Origin of the sequence: Methylobacterium sp. 1973 (assembly GCF_040545035.1) — a bacterium.
In the GTDB taxonomy this organism is placed as follows: Bacteria; Pseudomonadota; Alphaproteobacteria; order Rhizobiales; family Beijerinckiaceae; genus Methylobacterium; species Methylobacterium fujisawaense.
Genome location: NZ_JBEPLA010000002.1, coordinates 430,474 through 455,658, shown reverse-complemented (window position 1 = coordinate 455,658; position 25,185 = coordinate 430,474). Strand labels below are relative to the sequence as shown.

Below are 25,185 nucleotides of genomic sequence, written 5' to 3'. Positions count from 1 at the left end.
ACAAAGGTGACGGAGGGGCTTCACCGCCCACTAATCATGATCGGCGCGCACCGGGACATCGGATCATGAAGAAGACGGTGCTGATCGTCGAGGACAACGAGTTGAACATGAAGCTGTTCAACGACCTGCTGGAGGCGAACGGCTACGCGACCCTGAAGACCGCCCACGGCATCGAGGCGATCGAACTGGCCCGCGCCCATCATCCCGACCTGATCCTCATGGACATCCAGCTCCCCGAGGTCTCCGGGCTCGAGGTGACGAAATGGCTCAAGGAGGATGACGACCTCAAGGGCATTCCGGTCATCGCCATCACGGCCTTCGCCATGAAGGGCGACGAGGAGCGGATCCGCGAGGGCGGCTGCGAGGCCTACCTGTCGAAGCCGATCTCGGTTGCGAAGTTTTTGGCAACGGTTCGGGCCTATCTTGAGCCGTGACCACGCCGGCGAGGCGCGCCGTTGAACCGGTCACCCGATCCGTCCGGGTCGGGTGACCGGTTCAACCGTCCGTCCTGTCGTATCCGCCCAGGCCCCTGCGGCTGACCGGCGGCGCGCGCCACGGCACACGGTGCCCGGTCCGGGCCGCTCCACCGCGCCCCTACGAGGAAGCATGTCGGCCCGTGTCCTGATCGTCGATGATCTGTTCCCGAACGTCAGGCTTCTGGAGACGAAGCTCGGCCTGGAATATTTCGACACGCTCGCGGCCATGAATGGCCGGGACGCGATCGCGATCTGCGAGAAGGGCCTCTGCGACCTCGTCCTGCTCGACGTGATGATGCCCGGCATGGACGGGTTCGAGGTCTGCCGGCACCTCAAGAACAACCCGCTCACGGCCCATATCCCGGTGGTGATGGTCACGGCCCTCGACCAGCCCGCGGACCGCCTGCGCGGCCTCGACGCCGGGGCCGACGACTTCCTGACCAAGCCCGTGGACGACACCGCCCTGTTCAGCCGGGTGCGCAGCCTCGTGCGCCTCAAGGCGGTGACCGACGAGCTGCGCCAGCGCGCGCTCGCCTCGCGCGAATTCGGGATCGGCGATCCCCTGGCGCTGGCCACCGCCGAGACCGGCCTCGATGCCCGGATCCTGCTCATCGAGGACCGCCCCGGATCGGCCGAGCGCCTCGCCGGGGCCCTGCGCCAGCACCACGTCGTCACGGTCGAGCCCGATCCGCAGGCGGCCCTGCACCTCGCCGCCGAGGCGCCCTTCGATCTCGCCCTGGTCAGCCTCGATCTGGCGGGCTTCGACGGCCTGCGCCTGTGCAGCCAGCTCCGGTCGCTGGATCGGACCCGGACGATGCCGCTGATCATGCTGGCGGAGGAGCACGACCGCGCCCGGGTCGTCCGCGGCCTCGATTTCGGCGTGCACGACTTCCTGATGCGCCCGGTCGACCGCAACGAGCTGATGGCCAGGGTCCGCACCCAGGTGAAGCGCAAGCGCTTCACTGAGGCGCTCCGGGGGGCGATGCAGGCCTCGCTCCAGATGGCCGTGATCGACGCGCTCACCGGCCTGCACAACCGGCGCTACCTCGACAACCATCTCGGCACGCTGTTCGGCGACGAGGCCGCCCGCCGGGCCCAGCTCTCCGTGCTCATCCTCGACATCGACCACTTCAAGGGCATCAACGACAGCTTCGGCCACGAGGCCGGCGACGAGGTGCTGCGCGGCTTCGCCGAGCGGGTCCGCCAGCACACCCGGCCCATCGACATCGTGGCGCGCTACGGCGGCGAGGAGGTGGTGGTGATCCTGCCGGAGGCGGGGCTCGGCGAGGCCCAGGGCATCGCCGAGCGCATCCGCGAGCGGGTCGAGGCGGTGCCGTTCTCGGTGCTGGGAGCCACCCGGACGGTGCCCGTGACCGTCTCGATCGGAGTCGCCGTGCGCCGCGGCGAGGATCTCTGCGCCGCCGACATGCTCCGGCGCGCCGACCTCGCCCTCTACCGGGCCAAGGCGGCCGGACGGAACCGGGTCGAGTCGCAGGCTGCCTGACCTTCCGGCCGCGGCCTGTCCGGGCCGCCGGCCGAGGGCCCGGACCGCCGGTCGAGGGCCCGGTCCGGCAACAGGCCGGTTGACACCACTCCCGCCATCGCCAACACCTCGCGCCCGCCGCCCCCGCGCGGCGGACCCCGGGAAGATCTGTGATACGATGGCGGTGACGCGCACCTACCTCGACTTCGAGAAGCCGGTGGCCGAGCTGGAGGCCAAGCTCGAGGAACTGCGCGCCGTGAGCGCGCGCGACGGCGCGGTCTCCATCGCCGAGGAGGTCGGCCGGCTCGAGGCCAAGGCCGGCCAGGCGCTGGCGGAGATCTACGCGAACCTCACCCCCTGGCAGAAGACCCAGGTGGCGCGCCACCCGCAGCGGCCGCACTTCGTGGACTATTGCGACGGGCTGATCACCGAGTTCACCCCGCTGGCCGGCGACCGGAACTTCGGCGAGGACGAGGCGATCCTCGGCGGGTTCGGGCGGTTCCGCGGACGGCCGGTCCTGGTGCTCGGCCAGGAGAAGGGCGCCACCACCGAGGCGCGGCTGCGCCACAATTTCGGGATGGCCCGCCCCGAGGGCTACCGCAAGGCGGTCCGGCTCATGGAGACCGCCGACCGGTTCGGTCTGCCGGTCCTCGCCTTCGTCGACACCGCCGGCGCCTATCCGGGCATCGAGGCGGAGGAGCGCGGCCAGGCCGAGGCCATCGCCCGCTCCACCGAGGCCTGCCTCGCGCTGGGCGTGCCCAACGTCGCCGTGGTGATCGGGGAGGGCGGCTCGGGCGGCGCCATCGCGCTCGCCACCGCCAACCGGGTCCTCATGCTGGAGCACGCGATCTACGGGGTGATCTCGCCGGAGGGCGCCGCCTCGATCCTGTGGCGCGACCAGGGCCGCGCCGCCGACGCCGCCACCGCCATGAAGATCACCGCCCAGGACCTGCTGCGCCTCGGCGTCATCGACGGGATCATCCCGGAGGCCACCGGCGGGGCGCATCGCGACCGCGAGGCGGCGATCCGGGCCGCGGGCGACGCCGTCGCCGACGCCCTCGCCCTGTTCGACGGCCTGACGGCCGTCGAGATCCGCGACCGGCGCGCGGAGAAGTTCCTGGCGATCGGCCGGACCCTGTGAGCGAGCCCGGGGCGTCGGGGGGGCTGTTCGGCGCGCTCGGCCGGCTGCTGGGCCGGCGCGACGCGCGGGAGCCGGACCGGCACAACCATATCTCCCTCGGCTGCAACTGCCAGATGGCGCACGTCCTCAAGACGCTCGACCTGCGCCAATGGTCGGGGCCCCTCGACTGGATCTTCTCCATGCCCGGCATGGCCCGGGACTGCCTCGCCGACGATTTCTCCGCGCTCGTCGACCGGAGCCAGCTGGAGAGCATCCCGGAATCCGAGCGGCGCGGCCCCGGCATCTGGCGGGGGCGCCACCGCCTCTACCGGGAGCGGCACGGCCTCGAATGCGTGTTCAACCACCACGACCCGGCGACGAGCGAGGCGGATTACGCCTTCCTCACCGAGGGCGTGCGCCGGCTGCGCCGGGCCCTCGACACGCCGGGCACCGACAACCGCCTCTGGATGATGACCCATCTCCACACGCCCCGGGACGTGGTCGAGGCGATCGACGACCTGCTCGGGCAGCGCGCCAGCCGCAACCACCTGACCTTCCTGCAGCTGGAGACCGGGCATCCGCGCATGGCGGTCGCCGAGGCGGTCGACCTGCGGACATCCCTGCGCTGGCTCACCGTGCACACGCCCTCGGAGCCCGTCGGCCTGCGGCTGGCCGACCCGGCCGACGACGCGGCCTTGGTTGAGATCATCCGGGCCGAGGCGGCGCGGCGGCCGGCGCTGTTCGGCTGAGCGGGCGCCAAGCCCGAACTGCGTGGCGCGCGACAGGGCGACGATCGCGCCGACGCGGACGGGCGCGAGGCAATTCCCTCACGGGTGAGCGCCGAAGGCGGCCCCGCGCATCCGCTCCGCCAGGAAATTCACCAGCACGCGCACCCGGGCCGGCATGGCGGGGCCGCCCACGAACACCGCGTGGATCGCCTCGCGGTCCTGCGGGTTGAACGGCTCCAGCAGCGGCACCAGCCGGCCGGCGGCGAGATCCTCGGCGATGTGGAAGTTGCCGACCCGGGTGATGCCGGTGCCCTGCAGGGCGAGCTGGACCAGGGTCTCGCCGTTGTTGGCGGCGACGTTGCCGCCCACCGGCAGGACGCTGTCGTGCCCGTCGATGCGGAACGGCCATCCGGGCTCGGAGCGGCGGAAGCTGAAATCCAGGCAGTTGTGGCCGGCGAGGTCGGCGGGCCGCCGCGGCGTGCCGGCCCGGGCGAGGTAGGCCGGCGAGGCCACCACCGTCCGGCCGGTCTCCCCGAGCCGCCGGGCGGTGAGCGGGCTGTCGGCGAGCGGGCCGAACCGGATCGCCACGTCGGCCCGGCCGCCGAGCACGTCGGCGAGTTCGTCGCTGAGGTCGATCTCCACCGTGATGCCGGGATGGCGCTCGACGAAGGCGGCGAGCAGCGGCACGATCACGAGCCGGCCATGGGCGGTGGCGGCGCTGACCCGGACCCGCCCGCGCGGGCAGCCCCGGTCGGCGAGCGCGGCTTCGGTCTCGTCGAGATCCGCCAGGATGCGGCGCGCGGCGCGCCCGTAGGTCTCGCCCTCGGCGGTGAGCCGGAGGGTCCGGGTCGTCCGCACGAGGAGCTGCGCGCCGAGCCGCGCCTCGATCCGGGCGACGATCCGGCTGACCGCGGAGGGCGTCAGCCCGAGCCGGCGCGCCGCCCCCGACAGGCTGCCGGCCTCCGCCACCGCCACGAACACCGCCATCTCGCCCGCCCGGTCGACCTTGTCGCGCAGCATCATGCCCGTCTCGCGATGCCCGAAGCCGATCCCGGGCGCTCCGACCCGAGGCCCTCATCCTGTGGTGCCGGAGCGCCCCTCCGACGCCCGCCGGCGCGGGCACCTCACGATGAGGGCGTGTTCGGGAGAGCCGCGCAGGATGCCCCCGTCGCCGAGCCGTCGGCAAGCCCGCATTCGTGCCGTCGGCGCACAGATCCTGGTCCCGAGCGGGGACTACTGCCCTGGAGACGAATCCGTCACCTGCCTCCGCGGAACGAACGGAGATGCGGACCCCATGGCGCTCAACCCACCCTTGCTGGCCCTCGCGGTCGGCGCCTTCGGCATCGGCGTGACCGAGTTCACCCCCATGGGCATGCTGCCCCTGATCGCCGCCGACCTGAACGTGTCGATCCCGGCGGCGGGCCTCGTCGTCAGCGCCTACGCGCTGGGCGTGGTGATCGGCGCGCCGCTCGTGACCCTCGCCACCGCGCGCCTGCCCCGGCGGCGTCTGCTGGTCGGGCTGATGGCGATCTTCACCCTCGGCAACCTGATGGCGGCCCTCGCCGACAGCTACGCTATGCTGGTCGCCGGCCGGCTCGTGACCGCGCTGAACCACGGCGCCTTCTTCGGCGTCGGCGCGGTGGTGGCCGCGGGCCTCGTGCCGCCGGAGCGCCGTGCCGCCGCGGTGGCGGCCATGTTCTCGGGCCTCGCCATCGCGACGATCGGCGGCGTGCCGCTCGCCGCCTGGACCGGCGCGATGCTCGGCTGGCGCGCGGCCTTCTGGGGGATCGCCGCGATCGGCGCCGTCGCCATGCTGGCGCTGCGGCTCGCCCTGCCGGAGCTGAAGGCCGAACCGAGCGCCGACCTGTGGTCCGAGCTGCGCGTCCTCGGCCGCGGCCCCGTCCTGGCGGCCCTGGCGCTGACCATGGTGGGGTTCAGCGCGATGTTCACGGTGTTCACCTACATCGCGCCGATCCTGCGGGCCGAGACCGGCGCGACGGCGCCGTTCGTCACCGCGATGCTGGTCCTGTTCGGGCTCGGCTTGACCGTGGGCAACTGGCTCGGCGGCCGGCTCGCGGACCGCTCGGTGGACGGCACGATCATCGGCGCGCTGGCGGCGCAGCTCGTCGTCCTCGTGCTGTTCGCCTGGGGCATGCACGGGGCGGCCGCCGCGGCGTTGCTGATCGTCCTCTGGGGTGTCGCGAGCTTCGCCAGCGTGGCCCCGCTCCAGATGCGGGTGATGGCGCAGGCGGCGGACGCGCCCAGCCTCGCCTCGGCCATGAATATCGGCGCCTTCAACCTCGGCAACGCGGTCGGGGCTGCCGTCGGCGGCGCCACGATCGATGCCGGGCTCGGCTACCCGGCGGTGTCCCTGGCCGGCGCCGCCCTGGCGCTGGCCGGCCTCGTCCTCGTGCTCTGGCTGGGTCGCCCCGCCGCGGTCCCGGCCGCCTGTGGATAGGGCCTGCGCCGCAGGCTCTCCACACCGGATAACAATCCAGTGTTGCACCCGCGTCCTTGCGGTAAGGAAGGCGCAAGCTTAACGAGCCTATTGGGTTGGGGAGTGGCACCCGACGCGGCCAGCAAGGCCCGCGGGCGCGCGTAAGACGATCGAGGTTCCCCATGACGGCGCGTCTCGCGACCGCGCGACTGCTGGCGGCAGCGTCCCTGCTGGCCCTGTCGCTCGCCGCCTGCCAGGACGGCTCCGGGATCAACGGCCCGAGCGCGCGCAGCCTCGCGCCGGTCGCCCCCCAGACGGTCGCCCTGATGCAATCCAAGGGGATGCAGCAATCCGACCCGATCCTGATCCGCACCTTCAAGAAGGAAGCGGAGATGGAGATCTGGAAGCGGGGCGGCGACGGCCGTTACGCCCTGCTGAAGACCTACCCGATCTGCCGCTGGTCCGGCCAGCTCGGCCCCAAGACCCGCGAGGGCGACCGGCAGGCGCCGGAGGGCTTCTATACGATCACCCCGGGCCTGATGAACCCGAATTCCTCGTACTATCTCTCGTTCGATACCGGCTTCCCCAATGCCGTCGACCGGGCCAACGGGCGCACCGGCAAGTACCTGATGGTGCACGGCACCTGCTCGTCGGCGGGCTGCTTCGCCATGACCGACGCCACCATCGCGGAGATCTACGCCGTCGCCCGCGAGGCGTTCATCGGCGGCCAGCGCAGCTTCCAGTTCCAGTCCTACCCGTTCCGGATGACGGCCGAGAACATGGCCAAGTTCCGCAACGACCCGAACATCGCCTTCTGGCAGAACCTCAAGGAAGGGTCCGACTATTTCGAGGCCCTGCACGAGGAGCCGAAGGTCGGCCAGTGCGGGACCAAATACGTGTTCGGCGGGGCCGACGCGGCGGCCGGCTCGTGCAAGCCCCATGTCGACCCGCTGGTGGCGGAGAAGAGCGCGCACGACGCCCGCGCGGTCGCCGACCTCGTCGCCAAGGGCACGCCGGCGGTGCGGGTCGTCTACCAGGACGGCGGCCAGAACCCGGTCTTCCGCCCGCAGAACACGAGCGCCTTCGCGAGCCTCGGCGGGACCGAGACGGTCCTGCCGTACGACGCCAAGGAATACGGACGGCACAATCTCGGCGACGTGAGCCGGCCCGAGACCCTGGCGGCGGGCCCGCAGGAGATCGAGGTCACGCCGAAGGGCCAGCCGGTGATGCTGGCCGGCGCCGAGCCGGCGGCCCCCGCCCGGGCCGCGAAGGCCGACGGCAAGGGGCGCGGGCGGGAGCCCGCGAAGCCGGCGGTCACGACGCTCATGGCGAACCGCGCCGATCCCAACGCGCAGGTCGAGACCACGGCGGCCCTGCCCGAGAAGCCCGCGCGGATCGCGGTCGCCGACGCGGACGGCGACCCGAGCAGCTACCAGAAGCTGTTCGGCCAGCTCTTCGCCAAGGACAAGCCGGCCCCGGCGGCACCCCCGACCCCGGCGGTCGACGCCGCGGTGGTGCCGGAGCCGGTGAAGCTCGCCCACGCCGCCGAGAAGGTCGCGCCGAAGGCCGCCAAGGCCCATGCGGTGAAGACCGCCAAGGTCGAGGGCAAGATCGACGGCAAGGCCGAGGCGAAGGCGGAGGGCAAGGTCGAGGCGAAGCCCGCCCTCCGGAAGGGCGAGCCCGAGGGCCGGAAGCCCTGACGGCTCAGACCAGCGGCCGGTCGCGGTTCATCAGCCACAGGGCGTGGACCGTGCCGGGCAGCCAGCCGAGGATCCACAGCAGGATGTTCAGCAGGAACTGCAGGCCGAAGCCCGTGGTGACGAGAACCGCGATCGGCGGAAAGAAGATCGCGAGCAGGATGCGGACGAGGCTGGACACGGACACTCCGGGACGAGGTTCCTGAGGGATCCTCGCTCAAACGACGGGCGCGCCTCTCCGTTCCCGGGACTGTTCGCGCCGCTCCGGTGCCCCGTATCGGAGCCCGGAGCGGCGGCCTGAGGCGTGGCGCCTCAGTTCTTCGCCGGCGGCGGCGTGGTCGCGGACGGCACGTTGGCCGCCTGCTTCTCCGGATGCTTCACCTGGCTGTAGGCGACGTTGGCGAAGGTGCCGATCACCGCGGGCCAGCTCGGGTTGCCGTATTGCGGATCGTCGCGGCCGACCTTGCAGAACGCCGTGGTCAGGCCGTTGACGATGTCGTCGTCCGTGACCCCCGTGGGCTCCGCCTTCACCTGCTGCACCAGCCGGACGAGCGTCGGGACGAAGTCCTGCTGCTTCAACCCCTTCAGGCTCTCCTGGATGCCGATCTTGTCGAAGGCGGCCTTGAGCTTGTCCTGCTCGATCTCCGCGCAGGGGGCGGTGCCGGCCAGCATGGTCTTGGTGGCGGCGCGCGCCTCGGAGGCCTTGTCGCCGGTCACCACCGGCGCCTTGTTGCCCCAGGAGTTGCGGATGTAGTCGGTGACGTTCCTCACCTCGACGTCGGTCATCTGCTGGCCGATCGCCACCATCGGGGCGAGGCCGCTCTGGGCCGCGAGCCCGCCATAGATCACCCGCAGCACCGTCTCGGGCCCTTCGGACTGGACCGAGGTGTTGCCGGCGAGCGCCGGCACCGCGCCCTCGATGCCCTTGCCGTCGGGCTGGTGGCAGGAGGAGCAGTAGGTCAGGTAGGTGGAGGCGCCCGGCGCGTCGGCGGTGTCGAAGGCGGCGAGATCCTTCGGCTTGTAGGTCTGCTTGGCCGGGACCGTGCGCAGGTAGGCGACCATCGCCTTCAGATCCTCCTCCTTCACCTTGGAGAGGGATTCCATGATGGTCTGGCGCATCGGCCCGGCGGCGACGCCCGGCCGGTTGCCCGGGGCGGTGCCGGTCTTGAGATAGGTCACCACCTGCTCGTCGGTCCAGGCGCCGATGCCCTGATGCCCGTCGGGCGTGATGTTGGGGGCGTACCAGCCGTCGATCACGCCGCCGCCGAAGCGCCCGGCGAAGCTCGAATTGCCGACGAGCTTGTTCTCGTTGTGGCACATGGCGCAGTGGCCGAGCCCCTCCACGAGATAGCCGCCGCGATTCACCTCGGCGCTGGCGTTCGGGTCGGGCTTGAAGCGCTCCTCGGTGAAGAAGGCGGTTCGCCACGTCACCAGCGCCGTGCGGACGCTGAACGGGAACGGGATCTGGCTCTCCTGCCGCTTCTCGCTCACCGGCGGGAGCGATTGCAGGTAGGCCCAGATCGCCTTCGTGTCCTCGTCGGTGACCTTGGTGTACCAAGCGAAGGGGAAGGCCGGGTACAGGTAGCCGACATGCTTGCTGTAGCCCTGCCGGAACGATTTCTCGAAGTCGGCATAGGTGTAGTCGCCGAGCCCGGTCTCCTTGTCGGGGGTGAGGTTGGGGGTCATGATCACGCCGAAGGGCATGTTCAGGGCATAGTTGCCGGCGAGGTACTTGCCGCCCGGCGCCGTGTGGCAGGCCGCGCAATCGCCCATGGTCACGAGGTACTTGCCCCGCTCGATCTGGTCGGCCGACCCGTCCTGCGCCAGCGCCGGCGCGGCCAGGAACAGGCTCGCTAGGATCGGGGCCGACACGCGGCCGGAGGAGAGGGCTCTCGTGCGCTGCATGCCGCGTCTCCCATCCCGAACTTAGAGTAATTCAGATTCGTGTGCCGCGCGTGAACGCGGCCGTTCGCGGCGTTGTTCCGGCCGGCGCCGGGCTGCGGCGTTGTGCCGTGGCCGTCCGGAACCGCAGGCCGAGATCGGCGAGATGGGCGACGAGCCCGGCGAGCATCCAGGCGGCGACCGCGATCCAGCCGGCGCAAACAAGCGCCGCCCGCAGGGCCAGCATCAGGGCGGCCCCGGAGGCGAGGTTCGCCAGAAGGGACGGCAGCGGCGGGCCGCCCCGGCGGCGGACGAGCCACGCGAGGACGAGCGCCTCCCCGGCGACCAGCAGGAGGATGCCGTCGACGATCCGGCCCGAGGCGAACAGGGGGGCCAGCAGACCCTCCATCACGCCGGCTGCCCGAAGGGCGCGTTGAGGCGCACGATCCGCAGGTTCAGGCAGGCGGCGACGCTGACCCAGGCGAGGTAGGGCAGGTTCATCAGCCCGGCGCCGAGGCTGACCCGGCCGGTGACCAGCATCAGCACGGCGATGGACAGCCACAGGGCCGCCACCTCGGCCAGCGCCCAGTCGGGCCGCCGGAACCGGAAGAACAGCACGCTCCAGGCGATGTTGAGAACCCCGTTCACCGCGTAGGCGGCCAGGAGGACACCCCGCGCGGCGGGATCGGCGTCGCCGTTCCAGGCGAGCACACCGGCCGTGGTGGTGAGCGCGAAGATCACCGTCCAGACCGGGCCGAAGGCCCAGTCCGGCGGCTTCCAGGCCGGGACCCGCAGGCGCCGGTACCAGCCGTCCGTGGTGGTCGCGAGGCCGCCGGCCACGGCCACCAGCACGGCGGCGGCGGCGGCCACCGCGGGCGGCCCCAGGTCGACGGCGAGGCTCACGGGGAGACCCAGCGGAACAGGTGAGCGAGATCCTTGAAGAAGATCCGCGCGTGGGCGGCGGGCTTCGCCCGGACCAGCTCCTTGTTCATGTAGCTGTCCCAGGTGAGCTGCTGGACGTCCTTGTCCCGGCAGATCGAGACGAAGCGCTCGCGCAGCCCGTCGCTGCGGTACCAGACCCACTGCATCATCCCGAGGATCCAGAACACGCGCCCGTGCAGCTTCATGAAGGCCTTGCGCGCCCCGGCCAGGGCGCGCGCGTCCCCGGTCCGCAGGAAGGCGGCGGCGGCCTCGGCCGAGAGCCGGCCGCCGAGCATCGCGTAGTAGATGCCCTCGCCGGAGGCCGGCGCCACGACGCCCGCGGCGTCGCCCGCGAGCAGCACGTCCCGGCCGTTGTCCCAGCGCTTCAGGGGCTTCAGCGGCAGCGGCGCGCCCTCGCGGCGGACGGTCTCGGCGTGGTCGAGGCCGGTCGCCGCGCGCAGGGCCCGGATCGAGGAGCGGAGCGAGAAGCCCTTCCTGGCGCTGCCGGTGCCGATGCTGAGCGTATCCCCGTGGGGGAAGATCCAGCTGTAGAAATCCGGCGAGTGGCGGCCCTGGTAGTAGACGTCGCAGCGGGTCGCCTCGACGGCCTCGGCCCCGGGGGTGCCGGCCTCCGGCACCCGCAGGATCTCGTGATAGGCGAAGACCTGCCGCATCTTGGCGTGGCCCGGCACCTCCGCCCGGCCGACCGGCGAGCAGGCGCCGTCGGCGCCGATGACGAGGCGGGCCCGGACGGCGTGGCGGGCGAGATCCGCGCCGGTCCCGGTGGTGAAGTGGACGAGCGGCACCCCGTCGTCGGGCCGGGTGATCCGGTCGTAGGCGGCGTCGCGCAGGTCGGCGCCGGCCTCTTCCGCGCGGGCGCGCAGCCACGGGTCGAAATGCTCGCGGTCGACCATGCCGACGAAGCCCTCGCCCACCGGCATGTCGACGGCCTTGCCGCTCGGCGCCACCATCCGGGCGGACCGGATCTTGGCGACGAGGAGCGCATCGGGGATCGCGAAATCGCGGATCAGCCGCGGCGGGATCGCGCCGCCGCAGGGCTTGATCCGGCCGGGCTTGTCGAGGAGCAGAACCGCGTGGCCGGCCCGGGCCAGGTCGGTGGCCGCCGTGGCCCCGGCCGGCCCGCCGCCGACCACGACGACGTCGTAGGATTCGCGACCGGAGCCGCCTTCGTCCAACCGAGCCATGGCCTCACCTCGCGCTGAAGGCAGGATCGAGCGGCACCGAATCGGGTGCCGGAGCGGGTTCGAGCCGGGCCGCCAGGACGACCGCGACGAGGAAGAGCACGCCTTCCGCGGCGAAGACCGCCGCGTAGGCCTGGACCGGTTCGGCGGTGACGAGCCGGACGGCATCCACCGCCGCCGCCCCCAGGAATCCGCCGGCCCCGAAGGCGACGCCCTGCGCGGCGCCCCAGACGCCCATGCGGGTGCCGCGCTCCCGTGCGTCGCCGCGGCCGGCCAGCGCCATCATCGAGCCGATGGCGGCCACCGCGTAGGCACCGTTGGCGACGCCCAGGGCGAACACCGTCGCGCGCAGGGGGAAGTCCGAGCCCGCCGCCACGCCGCTCGCCAGGGCGAAGAGGGCGGCCGCCGAGCCGGCGCAGCCGATCCCGATCCAGAGCCGCAGGGAGGCGAGGGCGGTGCCGCGGGCGGCGAGGGTCACCCCCGCCACCAGCAGCATGCCGGCGAGCACCCCGCCGTGCTGCAACCCGGCGAGCTTGGTGGTGGCGCCGGGGCTCATCGCGAAGACGAGGCCGGCATAGGGCTCCAGGATCAGTTCCTGGGCGCTGTAGGCCAGCATCGAGACGAAGACGAAGATCGTGAAGGTCCGGGCCACGGGATCGGCCAGCACCTGGGCCAGCACGGTGAAGAACGGCCGGCGCGCCTCCGCGGGCTCCGGGGCGCGGACCGGCAGGCGGCGCTCGATGCCGGCGACCGCCAGCGCCGCCACGCAGAAGGCGACGAGCGAGACCGTGCCCGACACCGCCACGAGCCGCAGACCGGAGAACGGATCCAGGAAATGCCCGGCGAGCGGCGCCGTGACGGCGAAGCCGACGATCATCATCACCCAGACGATGGTGGCGGCCGCGCCCCGCCGGGCCGGGGCGACGCCCCCCGACAGCAGGACGAGGAGCGAGGTCCCGGCCGCGCCGACGCCCATCCCGACGCACAGGAAGGAGAGGGCCGCGAGGGCGAGGCCCAGGGCGAGGTTCTCGGCGGCGAGCGCGGTGCCGCAGGCGGCGCCGAACCCGCCGAGGCAGAGGGCCACCATGCCGCCGACGATCCAGGGGGTGCGCCGGCCGCTGCGGTCGGACCCGTAGCCCCAGCGCGGGCGCAGGACCTGCACGGCGTAGTGCAGGGCGACCAGCAGGCCCGGCACGATGGCGGGGAGCGCCAGTTCCACCACCATCACCCGGTTGAGGGTGGCGGTCATCAGCACGACGACGCTGCCCAGCGCCGTCTGGACGAGGCCGAGGCGGACGATCTGGGGCCAGCCGAGATACCCGTCGGGCGCGACCGCTCGCCCGCCCGCCTTCGCGGGGGACGGGAGGGCGCCCGGCCGTTCCGTGCGCGAGCCGCCCGCCATCACGCCCCTCCCACCAGCGGGCGCAGCGCGAAGGCCGAGACCAGCATGCCCAGGACGTAGAGGGTGGTGCCGGTGCCGTTGTACCAGATCGCCCGCTCCCGGGGGTTCTCGAGGAACCGGACCATCAGGGCGGCCTGGCCGGCGAGCAGCGCCGCGACGAGGCCGGCATGCCAGTACCGCTCCCAGCCGACGAGGAGCGCGATCACCGCCACCTGCGGCAGGGCCATCACGAGGCAGGCGAAGCGCGCGGCGCGCTGCGAGCCCATCTGCACGGGCAGGGACAGCAGACCCATGCGCCGGTCACCCTCCACCGACTTGAAATCGTTGAGCGTCATGATGCCGTGGGCGCCGGCTGCGTAGAGCAGCGCCACCAGGAGCACCCGCCGGTCCGGCAGGGCCGCGGCCATGACGGCGGCGCCCGTGAACCAGGGCAGCCCCTCGTAGCAGAGCGCCACCGCGGCGTTGCCCCACCAGCCGTTCCGCTTCAGCCGGACCGGCGGCGCCGAGTAGATCCAGGCCAGCACCAGCCCGAACAGGGCGGCCCCGAGGATCCAGGGCCCCAGGGCGGCGGCCACCACCAGCGACAGCAGCGTCCAGCCCAAAGCGAGGTAGAGCCCCCAGCGGCCCGGGATCCGCCCGGAGGGAATCGGCCGGTTCGGCTCGTTGATCGCGTCGACGTGGCGGTCGAACCAGTCGTTGGCGGCCTGGCTGGTGGCGCAGACCAGCGGCCCGGCGAGCAGCACCCCGGCGGCGATCACCGGCCATTGGCCGCTGGCCGGCTGCCCGGAGGAGATCACCCCGCAGGCGAACGCCCACATCGGCGCGAACCACGTCAGCGGCTTGAGCAGCTCGATGACTGCGCTCGGGGCGGGCGTAGCGGCCATGGCGGGAGGCTACCGGGCCCCGCCGAAGTGTCAAGGCAGATTTACACCACGCGGCGGAATGTGCGCGGCGTTTGTCCAGCGAATACAACCCCCACGTCAGGAATACATTATCCGGCACACCGGAAAGTCGCGGGGCGCGGCGCCTCCGCGGCGGCCGGTTTTACCGGTGCGGCGGCGGTCGTGCGCGCGCGATCCGGCGGTCGTGCGCGCGGAACGCGGCCATCCTCGCGCGTCGGGCGGGGTCAGGCGCGCGGCAGTCCGCCGAGGGCCGAAAGGGAGTCCGGCGCCCGCCTCAGGCGTCGTCGGCCGGGCCGTCCAGATCGCCGACGCCGTAGCGGCGCATCTTGGCGTAGAGGCCCTGCCGGCTGAGGCCCAGCATCTCGGCCGCCGAGGCCCGGTTGTCCCGGGTGATCCGCAGCGCCGCCTCGATGCAGAGCTTCTCGATGAGGTCCGTGGTCTCGCGCACCAGGGTCTTCATCGAGACCCGGCCCACCAGCTCGGTCATCTGCTCCACCGAGCGGGGCAGCCCCCGCCCGATCGCCGAGGCGGAGCGCCCCTCGGCGATCCGCCGCGGGCCGGACCGGATGGCGAAGCCGAGGCAGGGGCGGGGGCCGGCCACCGACACGGCGGCGACCTCCACATCCTCCAGGCCGCCATAGGCGCCCCGGATGACGGTGGCGAAGCGGCGCACGGCGCCGTGGTCGACCAGGGTCGCGAACAGGGCCTGCGCCTCCATCTCGTCGCGGCCGAGCCAGTGATCGAGGGTCCGCCCGCGGGCCTGCCCCTCGGTGGCGAGCTGGGCCAGCTCCAGGAAGGCGGCGTTCGCCATGAGGACGCGCCGCGACGGGTCGGTGACGACGAATCCTTCCGGCATCGCCGCCAGCACGGCGGCGGTGGGCGCCTCCTGATCGGGCCCGGCCGCCGCCGCCGGGTCGGCGGCCAGCTGCAGCAGGGCGCTGGCGCCGCCCTCGCCCCGGAACAGCGAGGCCGACACCGTGACCTCGCCCCGCTCGTGCGGCAGGGACGCCCGGATCGCCCCGGCCTGCCCGGTCGCCCGCAGGGCGGCGAACTGCGCCTCCAGGGCCCGGGCGCTGGAGGCGTCGAACAGGTCGACGGCGTCCTGGCCGGTGATGCGCCGTGCGGGCCGCCCGAGCAGGCGCGCCGCGGCGGGATTGACCTCGGCCACCCGGCGCGTCCCGGCATCGACCACCAGCACCGGCTCGCCGGAGATCTGAAACAGCAGCCGGTAGCGGGTCTCGGCGGCGCGCAGGCGGTCGTAGTCCCGCTCCAGGGCCTGCTGCGTCTCCATCAGCCGGCGCTGAAGGGCCGCCACCGCCCGCATGTCGCGCCCGAGCACGAGGATCGGACCGTCCCCCGCCGGCCGGATCGAGGCGTAGCGGATCGGCAGGTCGATCCCGTCGGGGCAGGGATGGTTCACCTGGCGCCATCGGGTGATGCCCTCGGCCCGGGCATCCCGCAGAAGGGCGTTGACCTTCGGGCGGCTCTCCACCGTGACCGTGTCGATCCAGCGCCGGCCCAGCCAGCCCGCCACCGTCTCGGCCTTGAGATCGGCGCCGACCGTCGCGTCCCGAATCACCCCGTCGGCATCGATCACCAGCGACAGGTCCGTCGATGCCGCGACGATGCGGCCGACCGCCTCGCCTTCGAGGAGGCCGGCCACCTGCTGCAGGGCCGCGGGCGGCGACTGCGAGGTGTGGCGAGGCTGGGGCGTCACGGTCACCGCAATGTGATTGCAATGTGATATTCGGATACCAACCCTTTCAGCAGGCCAATGCCTGTCTGTCCAGCAAAGCTTCCGCCGCGGCGGGCGCCAGGCAGGCGTCCGACACGCAGGCATCTGCCCCGACGATCCCCGCCTCGCCGCCGTAGCGCGCGAAATAGGGGCCGCCGACCAGAACGCGGATCTCCCGGTTGCGGGAGTCGCGGCGCACCTCCGCCACGGCCCTCGTCAGGGCCGGCAGCAGCACGTCGCAGGAGAGCGACAGGCCGACCACGTCGAACCAGTCGGTGCGGAGCAGCGTCAGGGGATCGACCTCGGGACCGGGCACCGCCGTGGTCACGTCCCAGCCGGCCTCCCGGAAGAAGCTCGCGACGATCGACAGGCCGAAGACATGCGTCTCGCCGGGACAGGGCAGCAGCAGCACGCTGCGCCCGTTGGCCGGGATCGATTCGTCCTCCAGCTCGGCGCAGAGGCGTCGGCTCACCGCATGGAGCCGCCCAAGCGCCTCCGTCACCGCCAGGAAGTCGCAGGCATCCTCCTCCCACAGCGCGCCGAGGTGGCGGGCCGCCGGGGCGAGCAGATCGAGGAGCAGGCGGGCCAGGGGCAGGCCGCCGTCGCGCAGGACCTCCACCCGGGCGTCGAGATCGACCGGACCGGCCTCCAGGAGCAGGGCGCTGAACTCGGCGATCTCCCGGGGACTCGGCGCGCGATTGGTCGGCCGGCCGCGGCCGGCGGGCCGGTGCGCGAGCATCAGCCGGGGCAGGATCTCCGCCTCGACCACGCGGGCGAGCATGTCCGGAACGGGCCGGCGCAGATCGGACCAACCGACGGGGCTATCGCGGAACACGGAACGACCATCGCTCACAGGGTTACAGCCGGCCGCGGGCTGGCCGTGATCCAGGCGATCGCCGAAATGCCTCCAGTCTCCCATCGGCATCCCTCCCTGAGTCGGCCCTGGCCCGGGAGGACCAGCGGCACCGCTCGTGTCCTGGGTGCGGCGTTGCTCGCCTGTCTATTCTTCGCGTTCGTCAGTCCCGGATCTGACAAGTGAAACTGCGGCAGTCTCCAGCCGTCGAGCCCGACGATACGCTTCCTGGCGATCTTGGCAATGATCTTATTCGAAGAAAAAATATCTCTCACCTGTCATGTTCCGAAACCGTCAAGCGCACTTGACACTTCTGGGACCCTCGCCCTAGCCTCTGTCAACGACGGAGCCTTTGGCGCCGCCGAGCACCAGGGAGCGGATGCATGGGTCCCGAGGACCGGCCGGCACGACCGCTCTACACGCCTGCCGAACGGCGACGGCGCGACTCTTCGCCCTGGACCCTGGTTCAGGGCGTGCTGGCGCCTCTGCAATTCGCGATCTTCCTGATCAGTCTCGTCCTGGTGCTGCGCACCCTCGCCACCGGTGCAGGTCAGTTCGCCGCTGAGATCTCGGTCGTCGTGAAGACCCTGGCGCTCTATGCGATCATGGTCACCGGCTCGATCTGGGAAAAGGCGGTGTTCGGGCGGTGGCTCTTCGCACCGGCGTTCTTCTGGGAAGACGTGGTCAGCATGCTCGTGCTGGCCCTCCACACAGCCTATCTCGCGGCTCTCATCACGGGCGCACTCAGCGGGCAGGCGCTGCTGCTGCTCGCGCTGGCGGCCTACGCGACCTACGTGGTCAATGCCGGCCAGTTCCTCATGAAGCTCCGCGCCGCCCGTCTCGAGGGCGCCGGCAGCCGCGCACCGCGCCTCGCGGAGGCGCTGTCATGAACGCTCCCCTGATCCACCAGCCTCCCTGCGGCGGCATCGACCTGCACCAAGAGCAGGGGCAGAGGGCGGTGTTCTGCGGCCTCACCGGCATCGTCTGGCTCCACCGGAAGATCCAGGACGCCTTCTTCCTCGTGGTCGGCTCACGGACCTGCGCGCATCTGATTCAGTCCGCCGCAGGGGTGATGATCTTCGCCGAGCCGCGCTTCGCGACCGCGATCATCGACGAGCGCGACCTCGCCGGGATCGCCGACGCGAACGAGGAGCTCGACCGGGTCGTGACCCGGCTGATCGAGCGGCGGCCGGATATCAAGCTCCTGTTCCTGGTGGGCTCCTGCCCGTCGGAGGTGATCAAGCTCGACCTGTCCCGGGCGGCGCAACGGCTGTCGGGGCGCCTCGCCCCCGTGCGGGTCCTGAACTACTCCGGCTCCGGCATCGAGACGACGTTCACGCAGGGCGAGGATGCCTGCCTCGCCGCCCTGGTGCCGGACCTGCCCCGCGAGGTCGAGACGGCCGCGCCGTCGCTCCTGGTCGTCGGGGCGCTGGCCGACGTGGTGGAGGACCAGTTTCTTCGGATTTTTGCCGCGATGGGGATCGGCGACGTCCGGTTCCTGCCCGCCCGCCGGGCCGACACGATGCCCGCGATTGGGCGCAACACGCGCTACCTCCTGGCCCAACCGTTCCTGGCCGACACGGCCCGCGCCCTCGAAGAGCGCGGCGCCCGCCGGCTCCCGGCGCCGTTCCCGCTCGGTGCCGAGGGCACGACCGGATGGCTGCGGGCGGCGGCTGAGGCGTTCGGCGTCGCTGAGGCCGTCTTCGACCGGGCGACGGCCCCGGGCCGCACCCGAGCCGAGACCGCCCTAGCGCCCCATCGCGAAAAGCTCGCGGGCAAGCGCGTGTTCTTCTTCCCTGATTCGCAGCTCGAAGTGCCGCTCGCCCGCTTCCTTGCCCGGGAACTCGGCGCGGATCTCGTGGAGGTCGGGACGCCCTACCTGCACCGGGCGCATCTCGCCGCCGAGATCGAGCTGCTGCCCCAGGGTACGCGGGTGACCGAGGGCCAGAGCCTCGACGACCAGATGGACCGCTGCCGGGCGGCGCGCCCGGACCTCACGGTCTGCGGCCTCGGCCTCGCCAACCCGCTGGAGGCGGAGGGTCTGTCGACCAAGTGGTCGATCGAGCTGCTGTTCACGCCGGCACAGGGCTACGAGCAGGCCGGCGACCTCGCCGAGCTGTTCGTGCGCCCGCTCCGGCGCCGCGCCCTGCTGGAGGTGTAGCGCCATGCAGCTCACCCTCTGGACCTACGAGGGTCCCCCGCATATCGGCGCCATGCGCGTCGCAACGGCGATGTCCGGCCTGCACTACGTGCTTCACGCGCCGCAGGGCGACACCTACGCGGACCTGCTGTTCACGATGATCGAGCGGCGGGACGCCCGCCCGCCCGTCACCTACACCACCTTCCGCGCGCAGGATCTCGGCCGCGACACCGCCGAGCTGTTCAAGGAGGCGGTCGCCGCCGCGCACGCACGCTTCCAACCCCAGGCGATGATCGTCGGCGCCTCCTGCACCGCCGAGCTGATCCAGGACGATCCGGGTGGCCTCGCCAAGGCCCTCAACCTGCCGATCCCGGTGATCCCGCTGGAGCTGCCCGCCTACCAGAAGAAGGAGAACTGGGGCGCCTCGGAGACCTTCTATCGCCTCGTCCGGGCGCTCGCCGGTCCGCCGGCCCCGCGTCCGGCGCGCGAGCCCGGTCGGCGGCCGCTCTGCAACATCCTCGGGCCGACGGCTTTGGGCTTCCGCCACCGGGACGATCTGATCGAGATCCGACGTCTGCTCGACTCCCTCGGGATCGCCGTCAACATTGTCGCGCCGCTGGGAGCCTCTCCGGCCGACCTCGGCCGCCTCGGGGACGCCGATTTCAACGTCGTGCTCTACCCCGAAACCGCTCGGTCGGCCGCGGAGTACCTGAAGAAGAGCTTCGGGCAGCCCTTCACGCAGACACTGCCGATCGGCGTCGGCGGCACCCGCCGGTTCGTCGCCGAGGTGGCGGAGATCGCGGGAATCGATCCGGCACCCGTGCTCGACGGCCCGGGCTCGCGCCTGCCCTGGTACTCGCGGTCGGTCGATTCGACCTACCTGACGGCCAAGCGCGTCTTCGTGTTCGGGGACGCGACGCATGCCATTGGCATCGCCCGGGTCGCGGCGCGCGAACTCGGCTTCACGGTGGTCGGTCTCGGGACCTACAGCCGCGAATTCGCCCGCGAGGTCCGCGCCGAAGCGGCCGAGCACGGGATCGAGGCGCTGATCACCGACGACTACCTCGACGTCGAGGCGGCGATCCGCGCGGCGGCACCGGAACTGGTGCTCGGCACCCAGATGGAGCGCCACGTCGCCAAGCGGCTCGGCATCCCCTGCGCGGTGATCTCGGCGCCGGTCCACGTCCAGGACTTCCCGGCCCGCTACGCGCCGCAGATGGGGTTCGAGGGCGCCAACGTCCTGTTCGACACCCTGGTCCATCCGCTGATGATGGGCCTCGAAGAGCACCTCCTCGGCATGTTCCGGGAGGATCCCGAATTCCACGACGGCGTCGGCCCCTCGCATCTCGGCGGCAAGTCCTTCGGGACTCCGGCGGACGGGGCGCTCGAGGCCGGAGAACGGGCGCCGGCCGACACCCCTCCGACGTCGGCGCCCGTTCCGATCCTGCTGGACAGGCCGGTCGCGACCGCGTGGTCGCCGGAAGCCGAGAAGGAACTGAGAAAGATCCCGTTCTTCGTGCGCGGCAAGGCCCGCAGCAACACCGAGACCTTCGCCCGGGAGCGGCACCTGCCGCTCATCACGATCGAGACCCTCTACGATGCCAAAGCGCATTACGGCCGCTAGGCCGCCGATCCGCGTCGTCATCGTCACGCTCGACAATCATTTGGCGAGCGCGGTGGAACGGGCGCGCCTGCGCCTCCGGTCCGATATGCCGGGGCTGGTGCTGGGCTTCCACGCGGCAGCCGAGTGGGAGACCGATCCTGCGACGCTGGAGGCCTGCCGGGCCGACATCGCGCAGGCCGACATCGTGCTCTCGGCCATGCTGTTCATGGACGAGCATGTCCGGGCGATCCTGCCGGCGCTCGCGGCCCGGCGCGAGGCCTGCGACGCGATGATTGGCTGCATGTCGGCGGGCGACGTGGTGAAGACGACGCGGCTCGGCCGCTTCGACATGAGCGGCACCAAGCGCAGCGCCCTCGACTTCCTGAAGAAGCTGCGCGGCAAGCCCGGCCAGCAGGGCAATGCCGGCCGGCAGATGGCCCTGGTGCGCAAGCTGCCGAAGATCCTGCGCTTCATCCCGGGCTCGGCCCAGGACGTGCGCGCCTACTTCCTCACCCTGCAATACTGGCTGGCGGGCTCCGACGAGAACGTCGCAGCCCTGGTGCGTTTCCTCGTGCACCGCTACGCGGCGGGCGAGCGGGCGGCCTGGCGCGACGGGCCGGCGGCACCCGCGCCCCTCGACTACCCCGAGACCGGCCTCTACCACCCGCGCCTGCCCGGCCGAATCGGCGCGGACCCGTCTCGGCTGCCGCGCCGGGCGGACGCGACGGGCCGCGTCGGCCTCCTGGTGATGCGCAGCTACGTGCTCGCCGGCAACACCGCCCACTACGACGGCGTCATCGCGGCCCTGGAGGCCAAGGGCCTCGACGTGGTGCCGGCCTTCGCCAGCGGTCTCGACAACCGCCCAGCCGTGGATTCGTTCTTCATGCGGGACGGGCGCGCCTGCATCGACGCCCTCGTGTCCCTCACCGGCTTCTCCCTGGTCGGCGGCCCCGCTTACAACGATGCCGCTTCCGCCGAAGCAATGCTGGCCCGACTCGACGTGCCCTACCTCGCCGCCCAGGCGCTGGAGTTCCAGACGCTGGAGCAGTGGGAGGCGGGTGAGCGCGGCCTGTCGCCGGTCGAGGCGACCATGATGGTCGCGATCCCCGAACTCGACGGCGCCACCGCCCCGATGGTTTTCGGGGGCCGCTCCGCCGCGTCGGGCAGCGACAATTCCCGCGACATGCGGGTCCATCCCGAGCGGGCCGCGCGTCTCGCCGAGCGGGTCGAACGGCTGGTGTCCCTGCGCCGGACCGAGAAAGCCGAGCGCCGACTCGCCGTGGTGCTGTTCAATTTTCCGCCGAATGCCGGCGCCACCGGCACGGCGGCGTTCCTGTCGGTCTACGCCTCGCTCCTCAACACCCTGAAGGGCCTGGCGGCCGACGGCTACAAAGTCGACGTCCCTGAAAGCGTCGATGCCCTGCGCGCAGCGATCCTTGAGGGCAACGCCAAGCGCTACGGCACCCAGGCCAATGTCCACGCCCGCATTCCGGCCGAGGATCACCTGCGGCGCGAGACTTACCTCGCCGAGATCGAGACCCAGTGGGGCCCGGCGCCGGGCCGCCATCAGACCAACGGCGCCGAGATCTTCGTGCTCGGAGCGCAGTTCGGCAACGTCTTCGTCGGAGTCCAGCCTGCCTTCGGCTACGAGGGCGACCCGATGCGGCTGCTGTTCGAGCGCGGCTTCGCGCCGACCCACGCCTTCTCGGCCTTCTACCGCTACCTGCGGGAGGATTTCTCCGCCGACGCCGTGCTGCATTTCGGCACCCACGGGGCGCTCGAATTCATGCCCGGCAAGCAGACCGGCCTGTCCGAGGCCTGCTGGCCGGAGCGGCTGATCGGGGCGCTGCCGAACGTCTACCTCTACGCCGCCAACAACCCGTCGGAGGGGACGCTCGCGAAGCGCCGCTCGGCCGCGACGCTGGTGAGCTACCTGACCCCGAGCCTCGCGGCGGCCGGGCTCTACCGCGGGCTGATCGACCTGAAGAGTTCGATGGAGCGCTGGCGCGGCCTCGACCTCGAAGCCGGGACGGAGCGGGAGAGTCTCGCCCGGATGATCCAGGACCAGGGCGCGGCCCTCGATCTCGTGGCCGCCGAGCCGGCCTGGACCGGCGATCTCGGCGCCCGGGTCGGCGCCCTCTGGTCCGCCGTGCAGGAGTTGGAGCAGACCCTGATCCCGCACGGGCTGCACGTGGTCGGAGCGGGGACGCCGGAGGTCGAGCGGGTCGACCTGCTCCTGGCGCTCGCCGAGTCGGCGCACGGCGTGAGTCCGGAGCGGGCCGGGATCGAGGCCCTGGTGGCCGGGCACGGCGTCGAGGCAGCGCTGACGGCCTCCGGCCTGTCCGCCGACGAGACCAGCCGCGCCGCCTTCGCGAGTCTGGCCGAGACCGACCGGCTGCTCGCCCGGGACCACGAGGTGCCGGCGCTGCTGCGGGCCCTCGACGGCCGCTTCGTTCCGCCGGTGGCGGGCGGCGACCTGCTGCGCAACCCTGCGATCCTGCCAACGGGCCGCAACCTCCACGGCTTCGACCCCTACCGCCTGCCTTCCGCCTTCGCGGTCGCGGACGGTGCCCGGCAGGTGGCCCGCATCCTCGAACGCTTCGCGGCCGACGGAAAGCCCTGCCCGGAGAGCGTTGCCCTGGTCCTGTGGGGCACCGACAACCTCAAGAGCGAGGGCGGCCCGATCGCCCAGGCGCTGGCGCTGATCGGCGCCGCGCCCCGCTTCGACGGCTACGGCCGCCTGAGCGGCGCCGAGCTGATCCCACTGGAGACCCTTGGCCGCCCGCGCATCGACGCGGTGGTCACCCTCTCGGGCATCTTCCGCGATCTCCTGCCGCTCCAGACGAAGCTCCTGGCGGAGGCTTCGTACCTCGCCGCCACCGCGGACGAGCCGCTGGAGCAAAACTTCGTCCGCAAGCACGCCCTGGCGATCCAGGCCGAGCAGGGCTGCGACCTGGAGACGGCGGCCCTGCGGGTCTTCTCGAACGCCGAGGGGGCCTACGGCGCGAACGTCAACCACCTTGTCGATTCGGGGAGCTGGGACGACGACGCCGAGCTGTGCGAGACCTTCTCGCGCCGCAAGAGCTTCGCCTATGGCCGCACCGGCCGCCCGGCGCCGCAACGCGCCCTGATGCAGGCGGTGCTGGCCTCCGTCGACATGGCCTACCAGAACCTCGACTCAGTCGAGGTCGGCGTCACCTCCGTCGACCACTACTTCGACGGCCTCGGCGGCATGGGCCGGGCGGTGGCCCGCGCCAAGGGTGAGGCGGTGCCGATCTACATCAGCGACCAGACCCGCGGGGAGGGGCGCGTGCGCTCCCTCGAGGAGCAGGTGGCGCTGGAGACGCGCACCCGCATGCTCAACCCGAAATGGTACGAGGGCCTGCTCGGCCACGGCTACGAAGGCGTCCGCCAGATCGAGACCCACCTGACCAACACGGTAGGCTGGTCGGCCACCGCCAACGCGGTCCAGCCCTGGATCTACGAGCGGATCACCGAGACCTACGTCCTCGACCCCGCCATGCGCGAGCGCATGGCGGCCCTCAACCCCACCGCCTCCGCCAAGGTCGCCCAACGGCTGATCGAGGCCCACCGCCGCGGTTTCTGGACTCCCAACGCAGAGATGCGCGACGCCCTCGACCGGGCCGAGGAGGAGCTGGAGGATCGTCTCGAAGGCGTCACCACAGGAGTCGCCGCATGAACATCGCCATCCGCAATCCGGTCGTCGCCCGGAAGGAAGAAGGCAGCGTCCAGGTCGCCCTGGACCCGGACCTGAAGATCGAGACCGCCAAGGTCTTCGCGGTCTACGGCAAGGGCGGCATCGGCAAGTCGACCACCTCGTCGAACCTGTCGGTGGCCTTCTCCAAGCTCGGCAAGCGCGTGCTCCAGATCGGCTGCGACCCGAAGCACGACTCGACCTTCACCCTGACCAAGCGCCTCGCCCCCACGGTGATCGACGCCCTGGAGGCAGTGAACTTCCATTCGGAGGAGTTGCGCGTCGAGGACTTCGTGGTCGAGGGCTATAACGGCGTCATGTGCGTCGAGGCCGGCGGCCCGCCCGCCGGCACCGGCTGCGGCGGCTACGTGGTCGGCCAGACGGTGAAGCTCCTCAAGGAGCACCATCTCCTGGAAGACACCGACGTCGTGGTGTTCGACGTGCTGGGCGACGTGGTCTGCGGCGGCTTCGCCTCGCCGCTCCAGCACGCCGACCAGGCGCTGATCGTCACCGCCAACGATTTCGACTCGATCTTCGCCATGAACCGGATCGTGGCGGCGATCCACGCCAAGTCGAAGAACTACCCCGTGCGCCTGGGTGGTGTCATCGCCAACCGCTCGGCCAAGACCGACGAGATCGACCGGTTCAACGACGCGGTCGGCCTGAAGCGGCTGGCTCATTTCCCCGACCTCGACGTGGTCCGCCGCTCGCGGCTCAAGAAGTCGACCCTGTTCGAGATGGACTCGTCCCCGGAGCTCGACGCCGTGACCGCGGAGTACATGCGGCTCGCCGAGACGCTGTGGTCGGGCGCCCCGCCCTGCGAGGCGGTCCCAATGAAGGATCGCGACCTGTTCGAGTTCCTCGGTTTCGATTGAGTTTGGGGTCCGACC

General features: G+C 71.9%; 21 protein-coding genes. 11 read left to right on the top strand and 10 right to left on the bottom strand.

Annotation, left to right across the window (positions count from 1 at the left end; all coding sequences use genetic code 11):
• The first annotated feature begins 65 nt into the window (after positions 1–65).
• The 4 genes from ABIC70_RS06165 (at position 66) to ABIC70_RS06150 (ending at position 3,828) form a co-directional block, all read left to right on the top strand.
• Positions 66–434, top strand: coding sequence for a response regulator (locus tag ABIC70_RS06165; protein ID WP_043353956.1), 369 nt, complete (start codon positions 66–68; stop codon positions 432–434).
• Between the two features lie 172 nt (positions 435–606).
• The gene (locus ABIC70_RS06160; protein WP_043383055.1) at positions 607–1,980 is read left to right on the top strand and encodes a PleD family two-component system response regulator; all 1,374 of its coding nucleotides are present in this window, start codon (positions 607–609) and stop codon (positions 1,978–1,980) included.
• A 157-nt stretch (positions 1,981–2,137) separates the two neighbouring features.
• A complete protein-coding gene (locus ABIC70_RS06155) occupies positions 2,138–3,100 on the top strand; it encodes an acetyl-CoA carboxylase carboxyltransferase subunit alpha (protein WP_043353946.1) in 963 nt (320 codons plus the stop codon).
• Positions 3,097–3,828 carry a DUF1796 family putative cysteine peptidase gene (locus ABIC70_RS06150; protein ID WP_043353944.1) on the top strand — a complete coding sequence of 244 codons (732 nt, stop codon included), beginning with the start codon at positions 3,097–3,099 and terminating at the stop codon, positions 3,826–3,828. The genes ABIC70_RS06155 and ABIC70_RS06150 overlap by 4 nt, the downstream gene beginning before the upstream one ends.
• 78 nt (positions 3,829–3,906) lie before the next feature.
• Here the strand turns inward: ABIC70_RS06150 and ABIC70_RS06145 are convergent, their stop codons facing one another.
• Positions 3,907–4,827 carry a LysR family transcriptional regulator gene (locus tag ABIC70_RS06145; protein ID WP_354439256.1) on the bottom strand — a complete coding sequence of 307 codons (921 nt, stop codon included), beginning with the start codon at positions 4,825–4,827 and terminating at the stop codon, positions 3,907–3,909.
• 274 nt (positions 4,828–5,101) lie between these two features.
• Here ABIC70_RS06145 and ABIC70_RS06140 point away from each other — a divergent pair, with 274 nt between their 5' ends.
• Both ABIC70_RS06140 and ABIC70_RS06135 read left to right on the top strand, forming a co-directional pair.
• A complete protein-coding gene (locus ABIC70_RS06140; protein WP_354439208.1) occupies positions 5,102–6,265 on the top strand; it encodes an MFS transporter in 1,164 nt (387 codons plus the stop codon).
• 161 nt (positions 6,266–6,426) lie between these two features.
• Positions 6,427–7,944, top strand: a complete 1,518-nt coding sequence (locus tag ABIC70_RS06135; protein ID WP_043383066.1) for a L,D-transpeptidase family protein — start codon at positions 6,427–6,429, stop codon at positions 7,942–7,944.
• Positions 7,945–7,948: 4 nt separating this feature from the next.
• On the opposite strand, the gene ABIC70_RS06130 is transcribed toward ABIC70_RS06135, so the two are convergent.
• From ABIC70_RS06130 to ABIC70_RS06090, 9 genes are all read right to left on the bottom strand, one after another.
• A complete protein-coding gene (locus tag ABIC70_RS06130; RefSeq protein ID WP_012318839.1) occupies positions 7,949–8,122 on the bottom strand; it encodes a YqaE/Pmp3 family membrane protein in 174 nt (57 codons plus the stop codon).
• A 131-nt stretch (positions 8,123–8,253) separates the two neighbouring features.
• Positions 8,254–9,846 carry a c-type cytochrome gene (locus tag ABIC70_RS06125; RefSeq protein WP_043353934.1) on the bottom strand — a complete coding sequence of 531 codons (1,593 nt, stop codon included), beginning with the start codon at positions 9,844–9,846 and terminating at the stop codon, positions 8,254–8,256.
• Positions 9,847–9,877: 31 nt separating this feature from the next.
• A complete protein-coding gene (locus tag ABIC70_RS06120; RefSeq protein WP_354439206.1) occupies positions 9,878–10,231 on the bottom strand; it encodes a hypothetical protein in 354 nt (117 codons plus the stop codon).
• On the bottom strand, positions 10,231–10,725 hold the full coding sequence (locus tag ABIC70_RS06115; RefSeq protein WP_043383069.1) for a TspO/MBR family protein: 495 nt from the start codon (positions 10,723–10,725) through the stop codon (positions 10,231–10,233). Before ABIC70_RS06115 ends, ABIC70_RS06120 begins: the two co-directional genes overlap by 1 nt.
• Positions 10,722–11,948, bottom strand: coding sequence for a geranylgeranyl diphosphate reductase (locus ABIC70_RS06110; protein ID WP_043353930.1), 1,227 nt, complete (start codon positions 11,946–11,948; stop codon positions 10,722–10,724). Before ABIC70_RS06110 ends, ABIC70_RS06115 begins: the two co-directional genes overlap by 4 nt.
• A 4-nt stretch (positions 11,949–11,952) precedes the next feature.
• A complete protein-coding gene (locus ABIC70_RS06105) occupies positions 11,953–13,347 on the bottom strand; it encodes a BCD family MFS transporter (RefSeq protein WP_342143464.1) in 1,395 nt (464 codons plus the stop codon).
• A complete protein-coding gene (gene chlG, locus ABIC70_RS06100; RefSeq protein WP_043353924.1) occupies positions 13,347–14,231 on the bottom strand; it encodes a chlorophyll synthase ChlG in 885 nt (294 codons plus the stop codon). The genes ABIC70_RS06105 and chlG overlap by 1 nt, the downstream gene beginning before the upstream one ends.
• A gap of 292 nt (positions 14,232–14,523) precedes the next feature.
• Positions 14,524–15,972: a transcriptional regulator PpsR gene (ppsR, locus tag ABIC70_RS06095; RefSeq protein ID WP_111473995.1), complete on the bottom strand. Its 1,449-nt coding sequence runs from the start codon at positions 15,970–15,972 to the stop codon at positions 14,524–14,526.
• Between the two features lie 40 nt (positions 15,973–16,012).
• Positions 16,013–16,903 carry a cobalamin B12-binding domain-containing protein gene (locus tag ABIC70_RS06090; RefSeq protein ID WP_354439204.1) on the bottom strand — a complete coding sequence of 297 codons (891 nt, stop codon included), beginning with the start codon at positions 16,901–16,903 and terminating at the stop codon, positions 16,013–16,015.
• A 317-nt stretch (positions 16,904–17,220) separates the two neighbouring features.
• Between ABIC70_RS06090 and bchF the strand changes: the two genes are divergently transcribed.
• From bchF to bchL, 5 genes are read left to right on the top strand one after another with little or no spacing between them, the layout of a single operon-like run.
• The gene (gene bchF / locus ABIC70_RS06085; RefSeq protein WP_354439203.1) at positions 17,221–17,727 is read left to right on the top strand and encodes a 2-vinyl bacteriochlorophyllide hydratase; all 507 of its coding nucleotides are present in this window, start codon (positions 17,221–17,223) and stop codon (positions 17,725–17,727) included.
• Complete coding sequence (locus ABIC70_RS06080; protein ID WP_053608302.1) at positions 17,724–18,998, top strand: ferredoxin:protochlorophyllide reductase (ATP-dependent) subunit N; 1,275 nt, start codon at positions 17,724–17,726, stop codon at positions 18,996–18,998. The genes bchF and ABIC70_RS06080 overlap by 4 nt, the downstream gene beginning before the upstream one ends.
• A 4-nt stretch (positions 18,999–19,002) precedes the next feature.
• Positions 19,003–20,601, top strand: a complete 1,599-nt coding sequence (gene bchB / locus ABIC70_RS06075) for a ferredoxin:protochlorophyllide reductase (ATP-dependent) subunit B (protein ID WP_043383081.1) — start codon at positions 19,003–19,005, stop codon at positions 20,599–20,601.
• Positions 20,576–24,280: a magnesium chelatase subunit H gene (locus ABIC70_RS06070; protein WP_354439202.1), complete on the top strand. Its 3,705-nt coding sequence runs from the start codon at positions 20,576–20,578 to the stop codon at positions 24,278–24,280. The genes bchB and ABIC70_RS06070 overlap by 26 nt, the downstream gene beginning before the upstream one ends.
• Complete coding sequence (bchL, locus tag ABIC70_RS06065) at positions 24,277–25,170, top strand: ferredoxin:protochlorophyllide reductase (ATP-dependent) iron-sulfur ATP-binding protein (RefSeq protein WP_043346558.1); 894 nt, start codon at positions 24,277–24,279, stop codon at positions 25,168–25,170. Before ABIC70_RS06070 ends, bchL begins: the two co-directional genes overlap by 4 nt.
• Positions 25,171–25,185: the final 15 nt, after the last annotated feature.